At 36.3% G+C, this 22147-nt stretch carries 16 protein-coding genes and 1 pseudogene; 16 read left to right on the forward strand and 1 reads right to left on the reverse strand.

Translation table 11 applies throughout. The annotated features are described in order from the left end of the window. Window positions 1-310 precede the first annotated feature (310 nt). The 16 genes and pseudogenes from I5776_RS03620 (at window position 311) to I5776_RS03695 (ending at window position 20446) form a co-directional block, all read left to right on the forward strand. Window positions 311-1645, forward strand: coding sequence for a spore germination protein (locus I5776_RS03620; RefSeq protein WP_202779013.1), 1335 nt, complete (start codon window positions 311-313; stop codon window positions 1643-1645). A gap of 12 nt (window positions 1646-1657) precedes the next feature. Continuing rightward, window positions 1658-2740 carry a GerAB/ArcD/ProY family transporter gene (locus tag I5776_RS03625; protein WP_202779014.1) on the forward strand — a complete coding sequence of 361 codons (1083 nt, stop codon included), beginning with the start codon at window positions 1658-1660 and terminating at the stop codon, window positions 2738-2740. A 32-nt stretch (window positions 2741-2772) separates the two neighbouring features. Then, a complete protein-coding gene (locus I5776_RS03630) occupies window positions 2773-3825 on the forward strand; it encodes a Ger(x)C family spore germination protein (protein WP_246483905.1) in 1053 nt (350 codons plus the stop codon). Between the two features lie 202 nt (window positions 3826-4027). Next, a complete protein-coding gene (locus I5776_RS03635) occupies window positions 4028-5437 on the forward strand; it encodes an ABC transporter permease (protein ID WP_202779015.1) in 1410 nt (469 codons plus the stop codon). A gap of 58 nt (window positions 5438-5495) precedes the next feature. After that, complete coding sequence (locus tag I5776_RS03640) at window positions 5496-6032, forward strand: NAD(P)H-dependent oxidoreductase (protein ID WP_202779016.1); 537 nt, start codon at window positions 5496-5498, stop codon at window positions 6030-6032. A gap of 335 nt (window positions 6033-6367) precedes the next feature. Then, window positions 6368-8893 carry a glycosyltransferase gene (locus I5776_RS03645; RefSeq protein WP_202779017.1) on the forward strand — a complete coding sequence of 842 codons (2526 nt, stop codon included), beginning with the start codon at window positions 6368-6370 and terminating at the stop codon, window positions 8891-8893. Between the two features lie 49 nt (window positions 8894-8942). Further along, a complete protein-coding gene (locus I5776_RS03650) occupies window positions 8943-10481 on the forward strand; it encodes a polysaccharide pyruvyl transferase family protein (protein ID WP_202779018.1) in 1539 nt (512 codons plus the stop codon). A 324-nt stretch (window positions 10482-10805) separates the two neighbouring features. Then, window positions 10806-12611, forward strand: a complete 1806-nt coding sequence (locus tag I5776_RS03655) for a S9 family peptidase (RefSeq protein WP_246483906.1) — start codon at window positions 10806-10808, stop codon at window positions 12609-12611. A gap of 327 nt (window positions 12612-12938) precedes the next feature. Further along, a complete protein-coding gene (locus tag I5776_RS03660; RefSeq protein ID WP_066231654.1) occupies window positions 12939-13385 on the forward strand; it encodes an Lrp/AsnC family transcriptional regulator in 447 nt (148 codons plus the stop codon). A 50-nt stretch (window positions 13386-13435) separates the two neighbouring features. Then, complete coding sequence (locus I5776_RS03665) at window positions 13436-14281, forward strand: M55 family metallopeptidase (protein ID WP_202779020.1); 846 nt, start codon at window positions 13436-13438, stop codon at window positions 14279-14281. 174 nt (window positions 14282-14455) lie between these two features. Beyond that, window positions 14456-15382 (forward strand): ABC transporter permease, encoded by a 927-nt coding sequence (locus tag I5776_RS03670; protein WP_107920667.1) that lies wholly within the window; start codon window positions 14456-14458, stop codon window positions 15380-15382. Window position 15383: 1 nt separating this feature from the next. Next, window positions 15384-16328 (forward strand): ABC transporter permease, encoded by a 945-nt coding sequence (locus I5776_RS03675; RefSeq protein WP_202779021.1) that lies wholly within the window; start codon window positions 15384-15386, stop codon window positions 16326-16328. Between the two features lie 11 nt (window positions 16329-16339). Continuing rightward, the gene (locus tag I5776_RS03680; RefSeq protein ID WP_066231637.1) at window positions 16340-17362 is read left to right on the forward strand and encodes an ABC transporter ATP-binding protein; all 1023 of its coding nucleotides are present in this window, start codon (window positions 16340-16342) and stop codon (window positions 17360-17362) included. Beyond that, a pseudogene (locus tag I5776_RS03685) lies at window positions 17355-18307 on the forward strand (ABC transporter ATP-binding protein). The gene I5776_RS03680 and the pseudogene I5776_RS03685 overlap by 8 nt, the downstream one beginning before the upstream one ends. Before the next feature lie 70 nt (window positions 18308-18377). Continuing rightward, the gene (locus tag I5776_RS03690; RefSeq protein ID WP_066231635.1) at window positions 18378-19985 is read left to right on the forward strand and encodes a peptide ABC transporter substrate-binding protein; all 1608 of its coding nucleotides are present in this window, start codon (window positions 18378-18380) and stop codon (window positions 19983-19985) included. A gap of 86 nt (window positions 19986-20071) precedes the next feature. After that, window positions 20072-20446, forward strand: coding sequence for a DUF3899 domain-containing protein (locus I5776_RS03695; RefSeq protein ID WP_202779022.1), 375 nt, complete (start codon window positions 20072-20074; stop codon window positions 20444-20446). A gap of 901 nt (window positions 20447-21347) precedes the next feature. Here the strand turns inward: I5776_RS03695 and I5776_RS03700 are convergent. Further along, entirely contained in the window at window positions 21348-22136 is a 789-nt protein-coding gene (locus tag I5776_RS03700) for a MurR/RpiR family transcriptional regulator (protein ID WP_246483907.1), read from the reverse strand. Between the last annotated feature and the right edge of the window lie 11 nt (window positions 22137-22147).

A 22147-nucleotide genomic window follows, 5' to 3' on the forward strand; every position in this document is an offset into this window, starting at 1 on the left:
AATAATTTGTTTATAGAAGTAAAGCCAAAAGAGAAATGCTAGTCAGATGTCACATGAATAAAATTCCAATTACCAGGAGACAGTAAGAGAAGTGTTTTTAAAAGATAAATGTATAAATTTTAAAACAAACAGAATCTGCTATGTCTAGCTTCAGCGCTTATCAGCAAACGTATTTCGACGCCTTCCACCGGGATAACTCAACATGACCCGCTACCTCGTCGTGACTCCTTCATCTCAGTAAAAGACTATGAAATTCATACGTCGAAAGTAAGGTGTTTATGCTTTTCTAATGTGGGGAGGATTTATATATATGATTCAATCTATCCAGGAATCCTTAAAAAGGAAGGTTGCTTGCTCGGAAGAGGTTGTTTCTAAAGAGTTACATACGGAAGAAAAATCGATTGAAGTTTTATATATAAATACGATTAGTGATGAGAAGATCTTTCAAGAATATGTGGTTGTTCCTTTTTTTGAAATTAAATCTCCTGAACGGTTCTTAGATTACCTGCAATCACAGCCAAAAATTAAACCGTTCGAGGATGAAAAGAAAACGCTAGATGAGTTAGTAAGAGGGGTTTCGATTCTTTTTTATCAGGATTTTATTTTTTTATTAGATAGTAAAATTGATCAAAATAATGCCGTTTTAGATACTACCATTGAAACGACCACACAAGGCCCGCAATCTGGATTTAGTGAAAGCTTGCCTACCAATCTGGGACTCATTCGTCAGCGATACCCGTCTACTACTTTAACTGTAGAATCTACAACGATTGGAACGGTATCGCAAACAAAAGTAATGATTCTTCACGATACCAAATATGCCGATCCCGCTGTTTTAGAAAGAATAAAAAATTTTCTTTCCTCCGTTGAAGTTCAAATGTTTCAATCGGGCGAACAGCTCCTTGATATTATAAAAAAAAGTAATCGGTCGCTGTTCCCGGTCATGCTCGTGAGTGAGAGACCAGACAGGGTAGCCGTAAACTTAGCTGGTGGAAAAGTAGTCTTGCTTACTTCCGGCTCACCATTTGCGGTCATTTTGCCAACCGTAATGAAGGATTTCATGGCTTCAATGGAGGATATCTATCAAACCTATTGGGTCGGCAGATTTCTACAGGTGCTCCGCTATATCGGATTTTTCTTGAGTATTACTTTACCTGGGTTATACGTTGCTTTGACAAGCTATAATCCCGAGGTATTTAGAGCTCAATTAGCGATATCGATTGCTGGAAGCCGTACAGGTGTCCCCTATCCATCTTTCATCGAGGTATTATTGATGCTATTTATGATGGAACTATTAACAGAAGCTAGTATCCGTTTGCCAAAAGCGATTGGTCCAACTGCAACAACGGTTGGCGGGTTGATTTTGGGACAGGCTGCTACGGAAGCGGATTTAGTTAGCAATATCATGATTATTCTTGTATCTGCCGTTGCGATTTCAAACTTTGTGGTGCCGATTAATGCTTTTAGTTTTGCGATCAGAGTGTTGAAGTACTTTGTGTTGGTGTTAGCAACGTTATTCGGATTAATAGGCGTTGTCATAGGATTCTTCATGATTATCGCCTATTTTGTGAAGCTGGACAGTTTTGGGGAACCGTTTCTTACCCTTGTTCAAAATAAATCAAAGAAAAATCTAGGAAACGGGTAAAGGAGCAGGACGTTGAATCGTTATTTTTTATACCTTGTATTAATAAACATGCTGATCAATGTCATTATGTTTGTTCCCAAAATTTTAATAGAGTATCGTTTTGAAGGGGCTGTCATGGGGATATTGATCGCTGTACCAATAAGCCTGTGCATAACATTTTTGTTCATTAAAGCCATGTCTAAATTTCCTGAACAGGGATTTCCCGAGATTTTTGCCTCAAGTCAGCATCGATTATTGAAAATCACCTGTTTTTCTATGATGCAATTTTTATGGTTTTCTGCGGGTTTGATTACCTTGCTTGAATTTATTGATATTTTAAATCGTTTCATCAATCCTGAATTTCCTAAGCTGATGATTTTAGCCATTTATTTAGTTTCCATTTGTTTTGTTATCCAGTTGCCGACTGATAGAGTTATGTATTTATTAGAAATTGTGCTTTTTATTAATACTCCATTAATTGGATTTATTATATTCAAGGCATATACGAATGAAAATATTAGCTGGGATGCCATCTTAGAGGTGGGAACTCACCTTTTTGAAATGCCAAATTTAAAAGTAATCGGCACGGCAACCTACGTATTTACTGGGTTTACCAATTTGATTATTTTCAACCGTGTGATTAAGAAAACATTATCTAATTGGAATTTCGTTGCTATTTTTTTATTGGGCTGCGTTAGTTTATTCACCACTTTTTTTATCCCGATTGGGTTTAATGGGGCGGATCAAACGGAGGAATTTCTTTATCCATGGATTTCAACCTCGGACTCGATTCGAATGGTCTATAGTCCAATTGAGCGAGTGATCTTCTTGTTCCTCATTTTTTATATGAGTACAGTACTTATTAGTGTTTCTGTTCACTGGCATGTTGCCTTTGAATTAATGAAAGGAACCTTTAAAAAGAAATCTAGTAAAAAGCAAAACGGGACAGTTATTGCCCTTTATGTTTGTCTTTCCATTGTTGGTGTTACTTTTACAAATACTGTTTTATTAAATACATTCACATCTTACTGGATGGTCGTCCGATTCATTGTTGAAATACTTTTTGTCGCGAGTTTCTTTTTGTGGGCAAGGAGGAGAACACTATCAAAAAAATAGTTAAAAAGAGTTGCTTCGTATGTATTTTTCTTTTGCTGCTTATTTTAAGCGGCTGTGGATTTAAAGATATTGATAAACGAATATTTGTTGTGAGTATCGGAATAGATACAGCATCTAATAGTCAAAAAAAATATGATATTAGCTTAAAATTTGTGATTCCTGGTACGAAGAATGAGCCGGATGATTTTCTTATTGTTTCTGAAAAAGCTAATTCTATTTCCGAGGCAGTACGAATGATAAAAACAAAGGTGGACAAGGAAATTGATTTCGGCCATGCAAAAGTCATTTTATTCGGGCAAGATTTACTGCGGGAAAAACTCCCTGTGGAAATTAATTATTGGTTCGCGCGCAGAAGAGATATCCAGCAGATTGCATGGGTTGGAGTAGGTAAACCAAGTGCACTCGATGTGTTGAAAGTGAAACCAAAATCGGAGCAGCTTCCATCCAATGCGTTGTTCCTCGCCCTTGGAAAAGATGGATCGGAAACACCGTATATCATTCCACCCTTTTATTATGATTTTAAAAAAAGGCTGACGGAAAAAGGACTTGATCCAATGCTTCCAATTATCCAAGCAAAGGAATCACTATTTACAATTAATACGATGGCTCTGACCAACAAGAAAAAAATGAAAACCATCTTAACTTCAGAAGAAACCAAATTTCTTAATTACATGTTAAATAAAGAGGGGAAAAGTGTACTAAAAGTAAACAAAGGAAAAGATATGATCATTATTGAAACACAAAAAGTAAAAACGAAATACAACATTATCACTCCACCTGGCAAGCAACCTTATATTCATGTGAAGCTTAAAGTAAAAGGGAGAATCGAAGAAGCAATCAAAGCGGTACATAATGAGAAATTAACACATTATGAGAAAGAGTCAGAAAAGATGTTAAACAAAAGAATGAAGAAATTCCTAGAAAAAGTGCAAAAAGAAGGTGTCGATCCCATCGGTTTTGGCATGCGCTACCGAAGCAGACATTTCAACTCAAATGATTGGGAAGAATGGCAACACATCTATCCAACCCTTAAATTTAAAGTGCAATCGAACGTGCAAATTGAGGATACAGGGTTGATTGAATAGAACGATTCAAAAAAGCTATAGTTTTTAATGATACAAATATCAATAAAACATAAGCCCGGATGATTCTTTTGTTTCGAAAACAGAAGAACCATCCTTTTTTTATTTATGGAGTTCCCATCGCTTTTTGATTTCTAATAATCACCAACAAAACGGACATAATAAATAGGAATAAAATATATTCGTGGTTAGGGGATTGAAGGTCGTGAATCAGTTGTTTAAATTAAGCTCCTCTTGGTTTCCAATTTGGTTAATCTCTTTATTAATGTTAGTCATGGTCTTTGTTTACCTGCCAATATTTAAAGGGGCAAATCAAAACATGTCCGATGTTCCTCTGATTATTGTAAATGAAGATAAAGGAAAAGTTGGCGATGCTATATTATTAAATCTTATCGAAAAGCAAAATGGAAACTCCTTTAAATGGAAGGTTGACAAAACTAGGCAACGTGCATTTACCGATTTAAGAAATAACAAAGCTTATGGAGCATTAATTATTCCTTCAAATTATTCGAAAAATCTTGATCAAGTTCATGATACCCTTCTTTCCAATCTTACGAATGGTAAACCAGCTGATTTAGAAGTTTTATTAAACGAAGGGATTGGACAAACTGCGACTATGATTGCGAGTAACACCCTTCAAACCGTCGCTTTGTCTACTTCTAAAGAAATTAGCAGCCAACTAAAAAAGGAACTGCTGCAAAAAGGAATGAGATTAGCACCGGAGAATGCTACATTATTAGACAATCCAGTAAAGGTTGTTTCAAAAAATGTGCTGGGGCTACCGGTTAATCTGAATAAAGGAATGACACCATTTGTTATGGCCCTAATATCCTCCATTACTGGGATGTTAGGAGCAAATATGATTCACGGATATCTTTTGCGAAGTAATGGTACGTTGAAAAAAAGAGGATCGGCATTAAGTGAATCTGAAGTCCTTGCATCAGAAATAATGTTTGGTTTCATTTTAACGTTCTGTGTGTCAATTCTTATCCAACTTGGGGTATTTGGAATCTTTGGAAGTGCACATGCTTCTAGCATTTGGGCAATATTCCTGTTTACTTTTTTTAGTTGTACAACCATGTTTCTCTTATTTAAAACGATAGCGGTTTTTTTAGGAGGATGGGGAATGTTAGTCATGTTCCCGGTAAATTTTATGGGGATCTTTTCTAGTGGAGGAGCATTTCCATTATCAACATTGCCTTTTGTCCATCGATTTTTCAGTTATATTTTACCTACGAGATATATTGTAGACGGAATAAGGGCATTGCTTTATTATGACGGAAGATTAGAAGCGGGGCTAGGTCAAGCCTTAGGGGCGCTTTCCATCTATTTTGTTTTGACATTAGCGATTCTTATTGCCTTCATTACTACGATTAAGAAATATAAAGAAGTTAAACCGGTTGAAAGTGAAAAGAAAATTAGGGTAAAAATAGAGAATGAAATACCTCATACATCATCTAATCATGAGAACAAGGGAAGCCGCCATATTGGAGAGAAAGATGAACAGTTTCGTCAAGCATTAAGCCATCTAGCGCAGGGCAATCAAAAAGAGAAACAGGAAATGAATGATGATGAGTTTCGAAATGCATTGAAATCATTACATAAAAAGAAATAAAAAGAAAATACGCTTCCTACAATATTTAAAACTCTTTAAAGTAATGGAGAGATAGTAAATGAAGGTGTTTATTGTATACGATAGTGAAGGCGGACATACGGAAGCTTTAGCGAGAGAGATTGGTCATGGGGCAGAACAGACTGGAAAAGCTACTGTGTACGTCAAACATGTTGACGAAGCCGATGTCCATGACCTGCCGGAAATGGATGCAATTATTTGGGGATGCCCCGGCCATTTCGGCAGCATTAGTTCTGGATTAAAGAAGTGGATGGACAAACTTGGTTATCTATGGGCACATGGCAAACTGGTGGATAAAGTGGGCGCTGTTTTTTGTACAATAGCCACAACACACGGGGGATTGGAAGCAACCTTGCTAAATCTTATTACACCAATGCTTCATCAAGGGATGATCATTGTAGGGTTGCCGGGAAATATACCCGAAAATGTTCTTTACGGTTCTTATTATGGCGTTGGAATCTCATGCCCCGTAGAAAGCTCTGTTCTATTAAATGAGCAAGATCAGGCGCTGGGAAGAGCATTAGGTGAAAGGGTTGTTCAAGTAACCGCTCAGCTCCAAAACGATAACAGGAAATAGATGGTATTCTTTCTGCATAAAAATGTTCTTTAAAACGGGATAATGGTGATTACCTTATCTCTTTTTTTGTAAAATTAGACGATTAAATAACGATATAGTTGCAAATTAAATTAACAATTATTTTGACCTCGAACTTGACGATTAATAGTCTCTTCCTAATCAAATATTTCCCGCCAATTTGAAACATCCATTTTACCTTTGAATTTCCCCATCTCGTATTTACTACGCCTTTTGTATGAAATAAATATTTCAGGTATATGTTTTAAAAAGGAAGGTAAATCTTATTGTAAATGGGTTGGCTTATTGACAAACATTTTAATAAGGAGAAATAGTAATTGAATAAATATATAAGAATACCACTTCGAAAAGTAAAAAGACTAGTTGAAAAACTAACGGGATTTACCATCATTGTTACAAAACAAAAAAGAATCAACAAAACAATAAATCATCGAACTTCGGATCATGCCGAATACACATATTATTATGAAACATTAGCGATACGTGAACACACTATCCTGTTTGAAAGCTTTCATGGGAAAAATATGAGTTGTAATCCGTATGCAATTTTTAAACGATTAGTTCACGATGAACGATTCAACGATTACCAATATGTTTGGGCGCTTAATGATGTAAATAACTGTCCGAAAGAGTTCCTAGATCTGCCTAATGTTGAATATGTAGAAGTAAATAGTGATTCCTACTTAAGGTATTTAGCCAGTTGTAAATATTTAATTAATAACACCTCCTTTCCCCCGTATTTTATAAAAAAAGAAGGTCAGGTATATGTAAATACTTGGCATGGAACACCATTGAAAACTTTGGGAAAAGATATGAATGGTAGTTTAGGACAACATAAAAACCTCATGAGAAATTTTATGCATACAGATTACATAATTGCCCCAAATAAATTTACGGCTGATAAAATGATCGATTCACATGATTTAAGAGGGATCTATCGAGGGAAAATAGCCGAAACAGGTTATCCTCGAGTTGATCTAGTATTAGAAGATTCTATAAATAGAAAGAAGCAATTAGGATGTAAAGAAAATAAAAAGATAATCCTTTATGCGCCAACATGGAGGGGAGAAGTAGGAAATGTTTCAGATGAAATAAATAAGATCATTCATGACATCAAAGTATTGGAAAAAAGCCTTAGTGAACAGTATACGATTTTGCTTAAAGTACACTCATTGATGCAAAATCATTTAAAGAATAGTCATAAACATATATCAGTTGTTCCTGAGCATGTTGATAGCAATGAACTTTTGAGTATTGTCGATCTATTAATTACCGATTACTCTAGTATTTTTTTCGACTTTATTATAACGAAAAAACCGATTATTTTTTATGCGTATGATCAAAATCAATATAAAAAAGACCGTGGATTTTATTTGGATATTGAAGAGATGCCCGGTCCGATATGTACGAGTATTTTTGACGTTATTGACGAAGTATCCAATGCTCAACATTATCAGGATGTATATAAAGAAAAACTCGATTTTTGCCAAAAGACATTTTTACCTTTAGAGGACGGTCAAAGTACATCACGAGTGATTGATGCTATTTTTTATAATGATAGTACCTATACGTACACGGTTGAGGATGATAAGACAAATATATTAATGTATTGTGGCGGATTTTTAAACAACGGGATCACAACCTCTGCCATTAACCTATTGAATAATATTGATTATGAAAAATACAATGTGATGGTGTCGGAGAAAGGGAATTTTAACGAAGAAACTTCTAAGAATTTTAATCGATTGAACGAGAAGGTGAAAAAATATTATCGGGTTGGAAGTATGGATGTATTGTCAAATGAAGCGGATCGCCAAACCCATTTATTTAAATACGGAGCGGAAACATTTTATCTTAAAGGACCTAAAGATTATTTAGATAAAGAAATTCTCTCGATGTATAGGAGAGAATATAAAAGGCTGTTCGGTCATTCGAAATTTGACATTGTTATAGATTTCAGCGGTTATGTTAAGTTTTGGACCATTTTATTTGCAGTAAATTCATTTAATAAAAAGTTGATATTTCAACATAATGAAATGATGAAAGAGTATGAGAAGATTGTTGACAATAAATATAAGCATAAAGAAAACTTTAATGTAATTTTTCCTCTTTATAATTATTTTGATTATGTAATTTCCGTTGCGGAACATACGAGAAATGTAAATAAAAAAGATTTGGAGCATTTAGTTTTAAACAGTGATGAAAAAATGGTTTATGTTCACAACTCAATAAATTATACCTATGTATTAGATTCAGTTTTGTTAAGGGAAACAATGAAAATAGGTGATAAGGAATACGATTCTAATGAAAAATCGGTCAATATTCAAAGACAGTTAGTACCAGATCAGTCTGTATATAATTTTGTAACGATGGGACGATTGTCACCGGAAAAAGACCACCAAAAGTTAATTCAAGCGTTTGTTGAATGTTATAAAAAAAACGAAAAGATTCAACTGTTTATTATTGGCAGTGGTGAATTACAAGCGGAGCTAACATCACTAATACACTCATACGGATTACAAGAGAAAATCCATTTAGTAGGACAATTAGAAAATCCTTTTCCATTGATTCAAGATTGCGATTGTTTTGTGCTTCCCTCCAATCACGAAGGTCAACCTATGGTGTTATTAGAATGTTTAATTCTAAATAAACCAATTATTGCTACGGACATACCGGGGAACAGAAGTGTACTTGAAAATGGATATGGTGAAATCGTAGAAAATAGTATTCAAGGTTTGGTGCATGGCATGGAAAAAGTTATGTATGAAAAACCATCCTATAAAGTGTTTGACTATAAAAAGTATAACATCGAGGCAATGGAAATGTTGTATAAGTATTTATAAAATACCTATGAATTTTGAACAAAATAAAAAAGGACAGGAGAATGTTACTTTGAAAAAAATATTAATTAGATCGGGCATGTCTCCATTGGATACTTTTAGTGCAGATGAAATAATTAAAAGAAATGCAATTGGAAACAATGTCGGGAACTTAATTTATGCGTATAGTATTTTCCGAAACATGACAACAGACGATGTGGAACTATTCTCTGACTATTACGGGCAAAATCCAAATGATGCAGAACGAATCAATGAAACGTATGATGCTTATGTTTTTCCATTGGCAAATGCCATAAGAAAAAGCTTTATTCCAACATTACAGAGATATACAGCATTAATTGAACGACTGACGATTCCTGTTTATGTCATCGGATTAGGAATGCAGTTCCCCTATGAGCCGAACATTAGTGAAAAACGTCCTTATGATGATGACGTCAAACGATTTGTTAAGGCAGTATTAGACAAATCAAGTATATTAGGGTTAAGAGGTCAAATTACATCCGATTATCTATCGTATTTAGGTTTTAAAGAAGGAAGGGATCATCAGGTTATAGGGTGTCCATCAATGTATACATTTGGAAATAATATCAACATTCGTGGCCTTCACTTGAGTGAATCCTCTTCTATTAGTGTCAATATGACACCTGCCGCAGATCAGAAGGTGCTAGAATTTTTAGATGGCCTTTCCCATACATTTAATCATTTGCATTTCGTTCCACAGGATATAGATGAACTGTTATTAACTTATGCGGGTGCCCCTTTAATCGGCGCATCCATTAATAGTAAGTTGGCTAACTATCCAAATAGTCTTTATAGTCATGTATACAAAAATGGAAAGGTTAAATACTTTTTAAATGCGCCAACGTGGATTGAACATATGAAAACGGTTGATTTGAGTATTGGGACAAGATTGCATGGGAATGTTGCGCCAACGCTTGCCGGAACCCCTAGTATTACAATACCAATTGATGCCAGAATGAGGGAACTATCGGAATATCATAATTTTCCACGGGTCTCACCGGAAAAAATAAACGGGAACACACGTCTGGAAGAGTTAATTAAGAAGGTTGATTTTCGGTCTGTCGAAAAGAGTCATCAAAAAAACTATGAAAATTTTATTAGCTTCTTAGCGAAAAATGGGATTGACCATATTTATGATAGAAATACGGAGGGTGTGAAACAGCCACTTGAAATAAAGCTTGAATCCATTCAATTAAAACAACCAATCGGCCCAATCACGTCCTGTTCTTCAGATGAAATGAGAGACAGGCTAGAAAAAGGCTTTGAAATCATGTTATCTAAATCGGAAAAGATAAAAGAAAACTTCAATAAAAAAATTAAAGATAGAGATAAGACCATTTCAAGCCTTCGAAATAAACTAAAGAATCAAGATGGTGGAATAACGGACGAATCGACTCCTTATGTCGATTTTAAAAAGGAAATAGAAGAGAAAGACGTGTTTATTTTAAAACTTAAAAATGACATAGAGAAGAAAAACATGAAAATCAGAAATATGGAAAGCTCTCGCTCTTGGAGAATTACCATGCCATTACGTCGGTTTTCGAAAAAAATAAGTGGAACCGAAAGATGATGCGAAAAATCCGAATCTGGACTGATGTTCTTATTAGATAGAAAATCAACAAATAAATATTCGCTAATTGAAGTCGTTTTTTTTATAAAGGATTGGGGTCTTAACTATCACTCCCAGTCCTTTTTGTATCCCCCGGAAAAAGAATACTAGTAAAATTAAATAAAATTTTTTGGAATATATTTATTTATTAATATATTCAGTTTTGTTATCCTTGTTTTCATAATGCTTTATCTTAAAATGCACCGGTAGCGATTCAAGCAAAAAAAATTAATCATCATCAAACTTTAGTATAGTTTTAAATTCAACTAGATGGGAGAGGGAAAAATGATCAATCAAGAGGAATTACTCGAATATTTACAGGTGAATGCGGCATATAAATCACAAGTCATTCCAAAAAAAGAGACATTCACATTTGTTTCTAAAATAACAGGGATGCCTCAAATCTGGACTTTAGATGAGAAACAACATCCAGTCCAATATATAGAAACGAAAGACCGTCCGATGAGTATTCATCATTCGCCGAATGGTGAAATGACGGTAATTGGTATAGATGATAAAGGAAATGAGAAACAGCAAATGTATTTGTATGATCAAAAGCATGACAAATTGGAAACATTGGTCGAATCCCTCGAGCATTTTCATTATTTAGGTGGATGGTCTCCTGATGGACAATATTTCTCGTATTCTAGTAATCGCCGTCAACCGGGTTACTTTGATGTGTTTATTGTAGAGGTTGCCACGAAAGAGATAAGAGAAGTTACTCAATATGATGGAAATTGTACCCCGTTAAGCTGGCTTGATCAAGATCATCTAATAATTGATATCCCCGAATCGAATATTGATAGTGCTATCTATCGATTAAATATACATACGAAGGAGAAAACGAGAATCGGAGAAGACCATCATCCAGCTCGTTATCAATCACCCGTGATGATGAAAAGTAAAGAGGGCGGGTATGTTCTAACCGATCTCGGAGAAGAAACATTGTATCTAGCCCGGTTTACTTTTGAACATCCAGAGAAACTAGAAAAGCTTCTCCATTGGGAAAAATGGGATATAGGAGAATTGAAGAAATCTCCCAACGAGGATTACTTGGCATTAACACTGAATGAAGGAGGTATTTCAAGGCTATGGCTTTACCTTCCTGACTCGAATGAAAAAGAATATATAAAAGGTATTCCGGATGGTGTCATTGAGTCGATTTCTTGGTTGAATACTGATGAATTCATTTTTTCGCTAAAAACTCCAACCATTCCAGGAGACATATGGAAATATTCCCTTTCTTCTAAGAAACTTAAGCGATTAACTACTATTAGTCAATCGGAGATGATTAGTCGAAGTGGGCAAGCTCCGAAAATCTGTACCTATCAATCTTTTGATCAATTGGAAGTACCTTATTTTTACTATAGCCAAGGTCATGACAAAAATAAGCCAGCTGTCATCTATGTACATGGTGGGCCAGAAGGACAGTCAAAAGCGGATTATAACCCCGTTATTCAATTTTTAGTCCATCAAGGTTTTGCTGTTGCTGCTCCAAATGTACGAGGAAGTAATGGCTATGGCAGAAGCTATCTTAAACTGGATGATGCCCGGAAACGAATGGACTCTGTGCGCGACCTTGAATGGTTAGTGAAGGATTTAATTGATACACATGGGGTTGATCCAGGAAATATTGGAATTATGGGGCGAAGCTATGGAGGATTTATGGTGTTGGCTGCTCTCACCCATTATCCCGATTTATGGGCGGCAGGTGTTGATATCGTTGGTATTTCCCATTTGGAAACGATGTTGGAAAATACAGGCGAATGGAGACGTCGTTTAAGGGAATGTGAGTATGGATCTTTAGATCGGGATCGTGAATTTTTTGATGTAATAGCTCCGTTGAATCATTCACACAAAATAAAGGTGCCGCTCTTCGTTTTTCACGGGCGAAATGATACCCGTGTTCCAGTAAGAGAATCCGAACAAATGGTGGAGAAGATGAAGGCTCATGACCAAGAGGTTGACTTAATTATTTTTGAAGATGAGGGGCACCAGACAGAAAGATTAGAAAATCATTTGACCATGCATAAGAATACGATTGAATTTTTTACAAAGCATTTAATGGAGTCAACAACTATAGAAAACTAAACGTGATAAGTGAAGATGGGTGCCCAACATTAATGGGACACCCATCTTTTTATAAAAATAAAAGTATATAATTTTTGCTAGCAGTTCTACATACACTTTTCTTCGATTATTTTCCCGTTCTCGATATAAACTTTTGCATTTGCGAAAAAACGCGTTGTAGGAACCTACTGAATTTTTATAAAAGTTATTGATTTCTGAAAAATATAAATATATAATACCATTTATATTCTCTTTTTTGATAGTAAAAAGTGAAATTAGTATTGGAAAATGGAATATTTCATAATAATATTCCGTTTTATAGTACTAAATGCAAAAAGGAGGTAATCTATGGATTACGAGATTGATGATTTAGATCGTGGAATAATTAAAGCATTATCTATGGACGGTCGAATGGCATTTAAAGAGATTGCTGGACGACTAAATGTAACGGAAAAAACAATTAGGCTTCGTTATAAAAGTTTAGTAGAAAACAAAATATTAGAAGTTGTTGGTGTAGTGAATCCGATTACACTTGGTCTGAAATCTGGTGCTATTATTCAAATAAAAGTTGGCCCTCATTCCATTTCGAAAGTGATTGAATTACTGAAAAAAATAAAAGGTGTCCGCTATATCACATTAACATCTGGGGAATATCCACTACTTGTGCAAACAACTGCACCAAATCAAGAAGAAATCACCGAGACGATCAACAAATTAAATCAAATTCAAGAAATTACCCACTTTAATACGATTGTACAGCTACAAGTATATAAAAATTCGTTCGATTATTTTTAAAAGGGACAAGGGACTTGTCGCCTTTGTTCCTCAAAAAGGGGGAGACATTCATGAAAGTATTTATTTCGGCCGATATTGAAGGGATATCTGGGGTTGCAACGAATCAGCAGTTAAAAACCAATGCTGAATACCAGCGGTTTAGAAAATTGATGACATCTGAAGTAAATGCAGCGATTGAAGGAGCATTTAACGGAGGAGCTACCGAGGTAGTTGTCGCGGATGGCCATGGAAATATGTCAAATATCCTAATTGAGGACTTAGATTCTAGAGCCAGATTAGTGTCTGGAAGCAATCGTGTGATGTGCCAGCTAGAGGGATTGGACAATACGTTTGATGCGATTATGTTTGTCGGTCATCATGGGAGAGAAGGCGGTTCAGATGCGATAATCAGCCACACATTAGCAGGTATATGTGTAAACGAAATGAAAATAGGTGGCAAAGTGGTTGGTGAAACCGAGATGAATGCATTTGTTGCAGGTGGCTTTGGCGTTCCTGCGGTCTTTATCAGCGGTGACGATGCTTATGTCAAAGAAGTAAAGGAAACTCTTCCAGATGTGGAAGCTGTTGTAGTGAAAAGAGCCGTTGACCGATTTGCTGCAGAACTCATTCATCCGGATGTCACTCACAAGGAGATTCGCGAAAAAGCGGAAAGCGCAATGAAGAAAATAAGTTCGTTTCAACCACTCGCTTTAGATGGCCCTGTTACATTTGAAATTGAATTTAAGGGACCACAGCAAGCGAAGATGACCACCACACTTCCAACGGTGAAGCAGATTAGTCCGAAAAGAATTCAATTTACTTGCGACGATATCATCACTGCGTATAAGCATATGTGGGGTTGTGTCATTATTGCCATTACAGCTACCAATGGTGTTCTAGGAAATGTAAATGCATAAGTAGAGGTAAATTATACCTAAGGACTTTAGTACGACTCAGCTTTTAAGCGATAGTTGGGTTAAGGGTTAAAGGTTAAAGGGTCGTTACAGTAAAAAAGAGCATTTTATCGTTAAACTATGCCACCGTGGAATTTAAAAGATCAAGCCTAAATAATGAATGGAGGTGTATGCGGGTTGTATATATTAAAACGATTTTTTACGATGATTTTGACGATATGGGTCATTGCAACGTTAACATTCGTTATTATGAAACTCATCCCAGGCGATCCATTTGCATCGGATGCAGATGTCTTACCTCAAGAGGTATTAGAAAATATACGAGCCAACTACAACTTAGATAAACCAATTCCGGTCCAATATGTACTTTATTTAAAAAGTTTAGTGACGTTGGACTTGGGACCATCCATCCAATCAAAGACAAGAACGGTCAATGATATTATTGCATCAGGTTTTCCCGCTTCCGCCACACTGGGGCTTCAATCCATTGTCATTGCCTTAATTTTTGGTCTTTTACTAGGGATCATTGCCGCTTTAAATCATAATCGATTTTTAGACTATACGGCGATGGTAATCGCCATCATAGGAATATCTATACCTAGCTTTATATTAGCACCGCTTTTAATTAAGTTTTTCGCTGTTAAATGGGGGATATTGCCGGTTGCATCATGGGGTACATGGCAGCATACAATTTTACCTTCCATTGCCCTTGCGACTACACCTTTAGCTGTCGTTGCCCGCTTTATGCGTTCCAGCATGATTGATGTAATGAATCAAAATTATATTAAGACTGCAGATGCAAAAGGCTTAACGACGACGAAACTAGTTTTCAAACATGGAATACGAAATGCGATTTTACCGGTAGTTACCTTCATAGGTCCATTATTTGTTTCTTTAATTACCGGAACATTTGTAATCGAAAAAATCTTTGCTATTCCGGGCATAGGGCGTTATTTCGTAGATAGTATCTTCAATCGTGACTATCCAGTCATTATGGGAACGACCGTCTTCTTTAGTGTCATTCTCGTTGTGACATTGTTTTTAATCGATATTTCATACCGGCTTATAGATCCAAGAATTAAGCTGACAAGTAAGGGGGATTAACATGTTAGATAAAAAAATCGATCAATCCCTATTTCGGCCAGCCGATCCAAAAAGATTAGTAGCGGATTCCATCCAACGTCCGTCTTTAAGTGCTTGGAAGGACACTCTTTTAAAAATCGTAAAAAATAAGCTGGCCGTCCTAGGATTCACTCTACTTGTCATCATTGTCTTTTTTGCCATTTTTGGCCCATCAATGGTGTCATATAGTCCTTCTGATCAAAGTCTGACGAAAGCCAATTTAGCTCCGTCAAGTGAGCACTGGTTTGGAACAGATGATCTTGGAAGAGATATGTGGGCACGAACATGGTATGGCGCCAGGGTGTCATTGACGATTGGACTTGTCGCAGCATTGATTGATTTATTGCTCGGCGTCGTTATTGGCGGGGTTTCCGGTTATATGGCAGGACGTGGAAAAAAAGGAGACCGAATAGACAGCACGCTCATGAGAATTGTGGAAGTTTTATACGGTATACCTTATTTACTCGTTGTTATTCTATTAATGGTGATCATGGAGCCGGGAGTACCAACCATTATTATTGCATTAACTGTTACAGGTTGGATTGGTATGGCACGGATCATACGCGGACAAGTATTGCAGTTAAAAACACAGGAGTATGTTTTAGCTGCTGAAAAATTAGGTACATCCCATCCAAAAATTATTTTAAAGCATTTAATTCCAAATACACTTGGGATTATTATCGTCAATTTAACATTTACCATTCCTCAAGCGATTTTCGCTGAATCCTTTTTAAGCTTTCTTGGCTTAGGTGTACAAGCTCCACATGCGAGCTGGGGGACGATGGCTAATGATGCATTAGGTGTTATTTTAAGTGGTCAATGGTGGAGATTATTTTTCCCGGGCTTTCTCATTTCATTAACAATGTTTGCTTTTAATGCATTTGGAGATGGAGTTCAGGATGCCTTAGATCCAAGAAGCGGTGACTAGGAGGTGAAAACATGGAGCGTTTATTAGAGGTTTCGAATTTAGAAGTGAATTTTAAAACATATGGCGGTGAGGTAAAAGCGGTCCGTGATGTTTCCTTCCACGTGAATAAAGGCGAAATCATGGCCATTGTTGGAGAAAGTGGAAGTGGAAAAAGCGTAACAGTTCAAGCGATTATGGATTTAATACCAACACCCCCTGGAAAAATAAAAGGGGGAAAAATTCTTTTTCAAGGAAAAGATTTGCTAAAGCTTTCTAAAAATGGGATGCGAAAAATGAAAGGTTCCAAACTTAGTATGGTCTTTCAGGATCCAATGACCTCTTTAAATCCAACGATGAAGGTAGGAAAGCAAATCGAGGAAGCGATTTTAAACCATCAAACAGTGACTAAAGCTGAAGCAAAAAGAACCGCTATTGAGATGATTAAGATTGTTGGAATTCCAAACCCTGAAGAAAGATATCATCAATACCCGCATGAATTCAGCGGAGGAATGAGGCAAAGGGCGATGATTGCCATTGCTCTTGCTTGTAACCCTGAGCTTCTTATTGCCGATGAACCGACAACCGCTTTGGACGTAACCATTCAGGCACAGGTGTTGAATTTAATGAAAGAACTAAAGGAAAAAACGGATACATCCATTATATTAATTACACATGATTTAGGGGTCGTAGCAGAAACGGCCCAAAGGGTAGCTGTCATGTATGCAGGCGTTATCGTGGAAACAGCTACAGTAGAGGATATATTCGAATCACCTAAGCACCCTTATACATGGGGGTTGCTAGAATCGATTCCTAATTTCGATTCAGAAGATAAAGAACGTCTTATTCCTATTGAGGGTTCTCCTCCGGATTTATTCAACCCACCAAAGGGTTGTCCATTCGCGGCAAGATGCAAATATGCAATGGAAGTTTGTGTCGATCATATGCCCCCAAATTTTGATATGGGGAACGGACATACGGCAAAATGCTGGTTGAATGATGCCAGGTCTCCAAAGGTTGAAGATTTAGTAGCAGCAGGGAGGGAACAAAATGAGTGAGACACTTCTTGAGGTGAAAAATTTAAAAAAATACTTTCAAATTAAGAAAGATCAAACAGTAAAATCAGTGGACGATATCTCTTTCTATATTCGTAAAGGTGAAACATTTGGGCTCGTTGGTGAAAGCGGAAGTGGTAAATCAACACTCGGAAAAACGATTGTTGGTCTGCAGGCTCCAAGTGAAGGGAATATTTTCTACAATCAACAAGATGTTGGAATACTAGATTCGAAGAAAAAGAAACTAGTGAATAAAGAAATGCAAATTATTTTCCAAGATCCCCATGCCTCTCTTAATCCAAGAATGAGAGTAGGAGATATTATTGCAGAAGGAATTGATGCCTATAAGCTTGCCAAAGGCTCGAGCGTCAGAACCGCATCTATGAGCTACTGGAAAAAGTAGGACTTAGCCCAGATCACGCCAAAAGATATCCGCATGAATTTAGTGGCGGTCAAAGACAAAGAATCGGAATTGCAAGAGCGCTTGCAGTACAGCCTAAATTTATTGTTGCGGATGAGCCAATCTCCGCACTAGATGTATCGATTCAAGCACAAGTCATTAACTTATTAGATGATTTAAAACAGCAGGAAGGCCTAACCTATTTATTTATTGCCCATGATTTAGGGATGGTCAAACATATAAGTGATCGAATTGGTGTGATGTATTTAGGAAAAATGATGGAACTATGCGATAGCCATGAGTTGTTTAAGAATCCGTTACATCCTTATACCCAAGCATTGCTATCCGCTATTCCGGTAGCCAACCCGAAAGCAGTGAAAAGGGAGAGGATTGTATTAGGGGGAGATCCACCAAGTCCAGTTCGTCCACCTAAGGGATGTCGTTTTAGTACAAGATGCCCTCATGCAATGGACATTTGTCACGCACAAGCACCGGAATGGAAGGAAGTCCAAAAAGATCATTGGACAGCCTGTCATTTATATAAGTAAGCCCCCCGCGCGAAGTAGTATCTATTTCCCGCCCAATGAATCAAAACGAATGAAATGAGGAGGAAGGTTAATGAAAAAGTGGATTATCATGTTAGTTGCAATGCTTTCCCTATCTAGTATTCTAGCTGGATGTGGGGGAGACAAACAGGCATCAGGAGATAGTAAAGACGGGAAACAGGAAATGACACTCGGTATGACAACCGAGCCACCTGCCATTGATCCGGCAATTGCTACTGATACAACATCTGGTTGGGTATTGGATCATATTTTTGAAGGTTTATATACACGTGATAAAGAAGGGAACCCAGTTCTAGGAGCAGCAAAGGATCAAAAGGTATCTGATGATGGGAAAACCTATACATTCACACTACGTGATGATGCGAAATGGTCTGATGGCAGCCCTGTCACAGCACAAGATTTTGAATTTGCTTGGAAAAATGTGTTAAACCCTGATACAGGAAGCGCATTTGCTTTCTATATGTACTATATTAAAGGCGCTGAAAACTATAACAAAGGAAAAGGCACTGCCGATAAAGTGGGCGTTAAAGCATTAGATGAAAAAACATTGCAAGTAGAGTTAAATGCACCGCTTGGCTACTTTGATAAATTATTAACCATGTGGACATTCTATCCTGTTAAAAAAGATATCGTTGAAGGAAATAAAAACTGGTCAGCAGATGCAAAAAATTATGTTAGTAATGGCCCATTCAAAATGACAGATTGGAAGCATAATAGTGAGGTTGTATTAGAGAAAAATGACAACTATTATGGCAAAAAAGACGTGAACTTGAAAAAGGTAACATTTAAAATTGTTACAGATGCAACGACTTACTATCAAATGTATAAAACAAATGAGCTAGATTTCATTATGACTTTACCAACAGATGCAGTCACTGCAGAGAAAAATAATAAAGAGTATCAAGAAGTTCCTTACTTTGGAACATATATGTACATGTTTAATGTAGAAAAAGCGCCGTTTAATAACGTGAAAATTCGTAAAGCATTTGCCATGTCAATTGATCGAAAAGCACTTGCAGAAAACGTAACAAAAGCTGGCGAAATTCCTGCATATGGAATGGTTCCTCCAGGTGTTAAGTCACCAGATGGTGATTTCAGAGAAAAAGGCGGCAACTATTTCGAAGAGAATTTCGATGAAGCGAAAAAATTATTAGCTGAAGGAATGAAGGAAGAAGGCTGGGATAAGCTTCCACAAGTTACACTCCTTTATAATACAGCAGAAAACAATAAGAAAATGGCAGAAGCTGTACAAGAAATGATTAAGAAAAATCTTGGAGTAGATATTAAAGTTAGCAACCAAGAATGGAAAACATATTTAGATACAACAAAACAACATAATTTCCAAATGGCACGTATGGGATGGATCGGAAGCTTCGTAGATCCAGTCATCATGCTCGACTACTATTTAGGTGACAGCCCTAATAACCGTACAGGCTGGGTAAATAAGCAATTTGATGAAATTATGGCAAAATCAAAAATTGAACAAGATGAAAACAAACGCTTCGAGTTATTGCATCAAGCAGAAGAAGTATTAATGGCCGATCAACCATTTATGCCAGTATACTTCTATACAAACACATACCTAACATCATCAAAATTTAAAGACATTGCTTACTATGTAAACCGTTACCCATTCCTGAAATGGGCAAAAAAAGAGTAGACTTTTGATTGAAAGGTAAATATTAAATAAACAAAAAAGGCAGTGGGGCAACGGACCCGCCCTACTGTCCCAAGGTAGGGAATAGAATGAAAAAACATTTCATGTTAGGTGCACTATTTTTATGTTTATTGATTGGTTTTAAGATTTGGGAAGACCTATCACTATTGAATATGATTAATCTGACGTTTTTATTAGGGATTATTGCATTAGTGATAACTGTCACCATTAGCATCTGGAAAACGGGTTTTTTATCCTTATTTATCGATGGTTTTCGTGTTTTGGGTCAGTTCGTTATTCCGAAAACAAGATCAGCAATACGCGCCGATGACCAAATAAAAAATGATGAACAACTCAATCAATGGAAAGCAAACATAGCTGCATGGATTTCCTATACTTTCACAAACTTAGCTGTTATTTCATTAACCGTTTCTCTTATCAGTTTAATAGTGTATTATCAATAAAGTTTTAAAAAGGGACATGGACACGGGACACCGTGTCTATTTTTTTAGTCTTTTTAAACTACACGCCCCGCCTTTTAGCAATCGAACTTGTGAAGGTGTACCAGAAAAAGAAAAAAGGTAAATTCAAAAACAGCGTATGCGTCACAAAATCAAAAGTATGATGCACAAACAAGAATCAATGCGTCACAAACTAGATTCTATGATCCACAAAAGGAAAAAAGGTAGATTCAAAAGGTGCGTATGCGTCACAAAACCAAAAGTATGATGCACAAATAAGAAACGATGCGTCACAAACTAGATTCTATGAAACAAAAGGAAAAAAGGTAAATTCAAAAACAGCGTATGCGTCACAAAACCAAAAATATGATGCACAAATAAGAAACGATGCGTCACAAACTAGATTCTATGATCCACAAAAAGAAAAAAGGTAAATTCAAAAACAGCGTATGCGTCACAAAATCAAAAGTATGATGCACAAACAAGAATCAATGCGTCACAAACTAGATTCTATGATCCACAAAAGGAAAAAAGGTAGATTCAAAAGGTGCGTATGCGTCACAAAACCAAAAGTATGATGCACAAACAATAATCAATGCGTCACAAACTGAAATCTATAATCCACAAAAAGAAAAAAGCTAGATTATTAGGCAGTTTTGGACGTAATCCACTGTAACCAACTGACCTTTTGGTTTAGATTCCCGTTTTCATAGGAGTGTTTGTTTGCAAGTTTTATTATAATTTGAGCGAAAAAGAGTCCCATCTAGATTACTAGGTGGGACTCTTTACGTATTCAAACTAAATACATTTTTTAAATCTGCTTTAATTTATCTATGTCATACGGTAGATCTGATCTATTTTTTCGCCTTTCCCGATTTTGCATTTTATAAATACATACATTCCTCTAACTTAATTTCTCTTCCGTCCGAATAGCATAGGCATCTAATATAATCCGAGCCATTACTTGAATAGGCAAGCGTGATCGCACCTCATATTCAGGGAAATAGGATATCTCTGACTTAAAGCCTACTAAGGAAATTTCACATAAATCATATAATGGACTGTTCTGATTCGCGGTAAGGAGAAGGGTGCTTACACCTGTTTCTAGACAGTTTTGGGCAGCCTCGACAAGTTCCTTCGTTTTTCCATTTAAAGATACAAAAATAACAATATTTTTATTATCGATTTTTTTACTAATCGTCCTTATGATATTTGGATCATCATGCAGCTCACAGCTTTTTCCTAACAATTGAAATTTAACCATCATTTCTTTTGCAATTAGTTCGGAGAAGCCACGGGCAAAAATGATGATTTTTTTGGAATGAATGATTTTCTGGAGTGCATCTTCAATTGTCCCGCTATCCAGAAGCTGAATGGTTTTGATGACTTCCTGCTCATTTTTCAAAATCGCTTCTTGGATTTTTTTATCAATCTTTTCCACAATCGAAAATTCAGTGCTGGAGTCAAAATCATCTTTTAAGTGGATTTTAAAAGCGGTGAAACCACTATAACCTAATTTTTGCATCGTCCGAACTATGGTAGCGGTTGAAACGTTTGCCTGTTCACTCAATTTTACAATGGAGATTTGCGGAATCGTGTCTATATGCTGCTTTATATAATCGATTAAATATCTCTCTGTTTCGCTTAATGTATTATACTGATTTTTCACTCTATTTAAAAACGATTTTGACACATTTACCATCT

Origin of the sequence: Heyndrickxia vini, from assembly GCF_016772275.1 — a bacterium.
In the GTDB taxonomy this organism is placed as follows: Bacteria; Bacillota; Bacilli; order Bacillales; family Bacillaceae_C; genus Heyndrickxia; species Heyndrickxia vini.

Coding starts and splice junctions, on each gene's coding strand:
- I5776_RS03620 (WP_202779013.1), top strand. CDS start 311: ATGATTCAATCTATCCAGGAATCCTTAAAAAGGAAGGTTGCTTGCTCG.
- I5776_RS03640 (WP_202779016.1), top strand. CDS start 5,496: ATGAAGGTGTTTATTGTATACGATAGTGAAGGCGGACATACGGAAGCT.
- I5776_RS03655 (WP_246483906.1), top strand. CDS start 10,806: ATGATCAATCAAGAGGAATTACTCGAATATTTACAGGTGAATGCGGCA.
- I5776_RS03660 (WP_066231654.1), top strand. CDS start 12,939: ATGGATTACGAGATTGATGATTTAGATCGTGGAATAATTAAAGCATTA.
- I5776_RS03665 (WP_202779020.1), top strand. CDS start 13,436: ATGAAAGTATTTATTTCGGCCGATATTGAAGGGATATCTGGGGTTGCA.
- I5776_RS03675 (WP_202779021.1), top strand. CDS start 15,384: ATGTTAGATAAAAAAATCGATCAATCCCTATTTCGGCCAGCCGATCCA.
- I5776_RS03680 (WP_066231637.1), top strand. CDS start 16,340: ATGGAGCGTTTATTAGAGGTTTCGAATTTAGAAGTGAATTTTAAAACA.
- I5776_RS03690 (WP_066231635.1), top strand. CDS start 18,378: ATGAAAAAGTGGATTATCATGTTAGTTGCAATGCTTTCCCTATCTAGT.
- I5776_RS03695 (WP_202779022.1), top strand. CDS start 20,072: ATGAAAAAACATTTCATGTTAGGTGCACTATTTTTATGTTTATTGATT.